The sequence below is a fragment of the Streptomyces sp. SM1 genome (genome assembly GCF_002910825.1).
In the GTDB taxonomy this organism is placed as follows: Bacteria; Actinomycetota; Actinomycetes; order Streptomycetales; family Streptomycetaceae; genus Streptomyces; species Streptomyces okerensis.
The window spans coordinates 1-4,935 of sequence record NZ_NEUB01000427.1; the positions used below are offsets into that span (position 1 = coordinate 1).

The window sequence follows — 4,935 nt, forward strand, 5'->3', positions numbered from 1 at the left end:
CGCCGTCCACGACGGCCTCGGCACGCTCCTCGCGCTGCTGCGCGCCTGGCTGGCCGAGGAGCGCCTGACCGGCTCCAAGCTGGTCCTGATCACCTCCGGCGCGGTCCCGGTGACCGGCGACGACGTCCCGGACCCGGCCCTGGCCGCGCTCTGGGGCATGGTCCGCTCGGCCCAGACCGAGAACCCCGACCGCTTCGTCCTGCTGGACCTCGACACCGCCCACGACACCCCGCCCGCCGTCCTCGCCGAGGCCCTCGCCTCCGGGGAACCCCAGCTCGCGGTCCGGGCCGGGGCCGTCCACATCGCCCGGCTGGCCCGCGTACCGCTGACCGCCACCGGACGCACCCCCGGCTGGGACGGCGACGGAACCGTTCTCATCACCGGCGGCACCGGCGCCATCGGCGCCCACGTCGCCCGCCACCTCGCCGCCGAACACGGCGTCCGGCACCTGCTGCTCACCAGCCGCAGCGGCCCCGCCGCCGAAGGCGCCGCGGAACTCCGCGCCGAACTCGCGGCCCTGGGCGCGCATGCCGAGATCACCGCCTGCGACGCCGCCGACCGCGACGCCCTCGCCGCCCTGCTCGCCACCCTGCCCGCCGCCCACCCCCTGACCGGGGTGGTGCACGCCGCGGGCGTCCTCGCCGACGGCGTCGTCGCCACCATGACGCCCGAACAGCTCGGCCACGTCCTGCGCCCCAAGGTGGACGCGGCGGTCAACCTGCACGAACTCACCGCGGGCATGGAGCTGACGGAGTTCGTCGTGTTCTCGTCCATCGCCGGCGTCTTCGGCGGCATGGGCCAGGGCAACTACGCCGCCGCCAACGCCTTCCTCGACGCCCTCGCCCACCGGCGCCGCGCCGACGGACTGCCCGGCCGCTCCCTCGCCTGGGGCCTGTGGGCCAACAGCACCGGCATGACCGGCGGCCTCACCGAGGCCGACCTGCGACGGATCGCCCGCGGCGGCATCGTCCCCTTCGATCCCGCCCAGGGACTCGCCCTCTTCGACACCGCCGGCACCCTCGACGACCCCGTGGTCCTCCCGCTGCGGCTCGACACCGCGGCCGTCCGCACCCAGGCGGCGAGCGGCGGCGTTCCCGCCCTGCTGCGCGGCCTGGTACGCCCCGCCACCCGGCGCGGAGCCGCGGGCCCCGCCGCCGGCACCGGCACCGACGGACCCGAAGCACTGAAGCAGCGGCTCGGATCCCTCACCGAAACCCAGCGCGGCCGGGTCCTCCTCGACCTGGTCCGCTCCCACGCCGCCCTGGTCCTCGGCCACAGCGGCCCGGCCGCCGTCGAGCCCGGACGCGGCCTGCTGGAGGTCGGCTTCGACTCGCTGACCGCCGTGGAACTGCGCAACCGGCTGCGCGCCGCCACCGGCCACCCGCTGCCGGCCACCCTGCTCTTCGACCACCCCACCCCGGCCGCGATCGCCGGACACCTCGCCGTCGAACTGGTTCCCGACGCCGGACCCGGCCCGGTCCCCGGCCTCGCCGAACTGGCCAGCCTGGAAAGCGCCCTCGACGGTGGCGTCGACGACCCGGCGGACCGCGAACGGCTCGCCGCCCGGCTCCAGGAACTCCTGGGCCGCCTGGACCCGGCCGCCACGGCCGGCGGCGACGGCACGGGCGGCGACTCCATCGAGGACCGCATGGACGGTGCCAGCGACGACGAACTCTTCAACCTCATCGACGACGAACTCGGCCTGTCATGACACCGACCCGACACGCGAACCAGGACGGCGGATCCCGATGGTGAACGACGACAAGCTGAGGGACTACCTCAAGCGCGTGACGGCGGACCTGCACCACACCCGCCGACGCCTGACCGAAGCCGAGGAAGCGGCCCACGAACCGATCGCGGTCGTCGCGATGAGCTGCCGCTACCCTGGCGGCGTACGGTCCCCCGAGGACCTGTGGCGCCTGGTCACCGACGGCACCGACGCCATCACCGGCTTCCCCCGCGACCGCGGCTGGGACCTGGACCACCTCGACGACCCCGAACGACTCCGCGAGGGCACCAGCCACACCGCCCTCGGCGGCTTCCTCGACGACGTCGGCCACTTCGACCCCGGCTTCTTCGGGATCTCCCCGCGCGAAGCCCTCGCCATGGACCCGCAGCAGCGCCTCCTCCTGGAGACCACCTGGGAGGCGTTCGAACGGGCCGGCATCGACCCCGCCACCCTGCGCGGCAGCCGCACCGGCGTCTTCGCCGGAGTGATGTACCAGGACTACGCGGTACGGCTGCGCCAGGTCTCTGACGACGTGGCCGGCTACGTCGGCAGCGGCAGCTCCGACAGCGTCGCCTCGGGCCGCGTCGCCTACACCTTCGGTCTGGAGGGCCCCGCGGTCAGCATCGACACCGCCTGCTCCTCCTCCCTCGTCGCCATCCACCTCGCCGCCCAGGCCCTGCGGGCCGGCGACTGCACCCTGGCGCTGGCCGGGGGCGCGATGGTCATGTCGACACCCGTCCCGTTCGTCGAGATGAGCCGCCAGGGCGGCCTGGCCCGGGACGGCCGCTGCAAGTCCTTCGCAGCCACCGCCGACGGCACCGGCTGGGGCGAGGGCGTCGGCATGCTCCTGCTGGAGCGCCTCTCCGACGCCCGCCGCCACGGACACCCGGTCCTTGCCCTGATCCGCGGTACCGCCGTCAACCAGGACGGCGCCAGCAGCCGGCTCACCGCCCCCAACGGCCCCGCCCAGCAGCGCGTCATCCGGCACGCCCTGGCCAAGGCCGGACTCACCCCCGCCGACGTGGACGTGGTCGAGGCGCACGGCACCGGCACCCCGCTGGGCGACCCCATCGAGGCCCAGGCCCTGCTGGCCACCTACGGCCAGGACCGCGCGGACGGGCATCCGCTGCTGCTCGGCTCGCTCAAGTCCAACATCGGGCACACCCAGGCGGCCGCCGGCGTCGGCGGCGTCATCAAGACCGTCCTCGCCATGCGGCACGGCACCGTCCCGCCCACCCTGCACGCCGAGGACCCGTCCCCGCAGATCGACTGGGCCGAGGGCGCCGTACGCCTGGTCACCGCGAACACCCCCTGGCCCGAGACCGGCCGCCCGCGCCGCGCCGCGGTCTCCTCCTTCGGCGTCAGCGGCACCAACGGACACGTCGTCCTGGAACAGGCCGACGAACCCGCCGACCCCGCAGAGCCGGCCGATACCGCTGCCCCCGTAAACGCCGACGCCCCCTCCGGCCCCGGCACGCCGTCGCCCGTCCTGCCCTGGGTGCTCTCAGGGCGCACCGCCGAAGCGCTGCGCGCCCAGGCCGTACGGCTCCGCGACCACCTCGACGCCCACCCCGGGCCCGGCCCGGCCGAGATCGGCCACGCCCTCGCCACGACCCGCGCCGCGCACGAGCACCGGGCGGTCCTGATCGGCGCCCACCCCGACGAGTTCCGCGCCGGACTCGACGCCCTCGCGGCCGGCCGCCAGGCCCCCGGCCTGGTCCGCGGCACCGCCGGAACCGGCGGCGAAGTCGCCCTGGTCTTCCCCGGACAGGGCTCCCAGTGGTCCGGCATGGCCGTCGGACTCCTCGACTCCGCCCCCGCCTTCGCCGCCTGCATCGCCGACTGCGAACGCGCCCTGGCCCCCTTCGTGGACTGGTCCCTGGAAGCCGTCCTGCGCGGCGCCCCCGGCACCCCGCCCGCCGAACGCGTCGACGTGGTGCAGCCGGTGCTGTGGGCCGTCATGGTCTCCCTGGCCGAACTGTGGCGCTCTCACGGCATCACCCCCGGCGCCGTGATCGGCCACTCCCAGGGCGAGATCGCGGCCGCCTGCGTCGCGGGCGCCCTCTCCGTCGACGACGCCGCCCGGGTCGTCGCCCTGCGCAGCCGGGCGATCCGCGCCCTCTCCGGCCGCGGCGGCATGGCCTCGGTGGCCCTGCCCGCCGCACAGGTCGCCGAACACCTCGCCCCCTGGGAGGGCAGGCTCTCCGTCGCCGCCGTCAACGGACCCGCCTCCACCGTGGTCTCCGGCGACACCGACGCCCTCGACGTGTTCCTCGAACAGGCCGCGGCCCTGGACATCCGCAGCCGCCGCATCCCCGTCGACTACGCCTCGCACAGCGCCCACGTCGAGGACATCCGCGCCGACCTGCTCGCCCGCCTCGACGGGCTGGCCCCCCGGCCCGCCGCCATCCCCTTCTACTCCACCCTCACCGGCGGCCTGATGGACGACACCACCGCCCTCGACGCCGACTACTGGTACCGCAACCTCCGCGGCACCGTGCGCTTCGAACAGGCCACCCGCGCCCTCTTCGCCGACGGCTACCAGGTCCTCCTGGAGAGCAGCCCGCACCCCGTCCTCACCGTCGGCGTCCTGGAGACCGCCGAGGATGCGGGCGCCGACGCCATCGCCCTCGGCACCCTGCGCCGCGACGACGGCGGACCGCGCCGCTTCACCGAGTCCCTGGCCGAACTCCACCTGCGCGGAGTCTCCCCGGACTGGGACACCGTCTTCGCCGGCCGTCGCCCCGGACGGGTGGAACTGCCCACCTACGCCTTCCAGCGCGACCCCTACTGGCTGGAGGACGGCGCCGCGCCCACCGCCGACGTCACCTCCGCCGGACTGACCCCCGCCGGCCACCCGCTGCTCGGCGCGGTCGTCGTTCTCGCCGACAGCGACGGTCTGCTCCTCACCGGCCGCCTCTCGGCCCGCACCCACCCGTGGCTCGCCGACCACGCCGTCGGCGGCCGGGCCCTGCTCCCGGGCACCGCGTTCCTGGAACTCGCGCTCCAGGCCGGAGCCCGCGTCGGCTGCCCGCGGGTCGAGGAATTCACCCTCGAAGCACCCCTCGTGCTGCCCGAACACGGCGGCGCCGTGCTCCGGCTCACCGTCGGCGCCCCCGACCACCGGGGACACCGCCCGCTCAGCCTGCACTCCCGGCCGGACACCCCGGCCGGCGGCGACGCCGACGACGATGACGGCGAGTGGA

2 protein-coding genes are annotated in these 4,935 nt (G+C 75.7%); both read left to right on the forward strand.

The window, feature by feature from the left end; translation table 11 throughout:
- Window positions 1-1,711: type I polyketide synthase (locus B9S61_RS10615; RefSeq protein ID WP_146064782.1), on the forward strand; the 1,711-nt coding region annotated here is incomplete at its 5' end.
- A 37-nt stretch (window positions 1,712-1,748) separates the two neighbouring features.
- Window positions 1,749-4,935, forward strand: a 3,187-nt coding sequence (locus tag B9S61_RS10620) for a type I polyketide synthase (RefSeq protein ID WP_146064783.1), incomplete at its 3' end; no start/stop codon positions are given.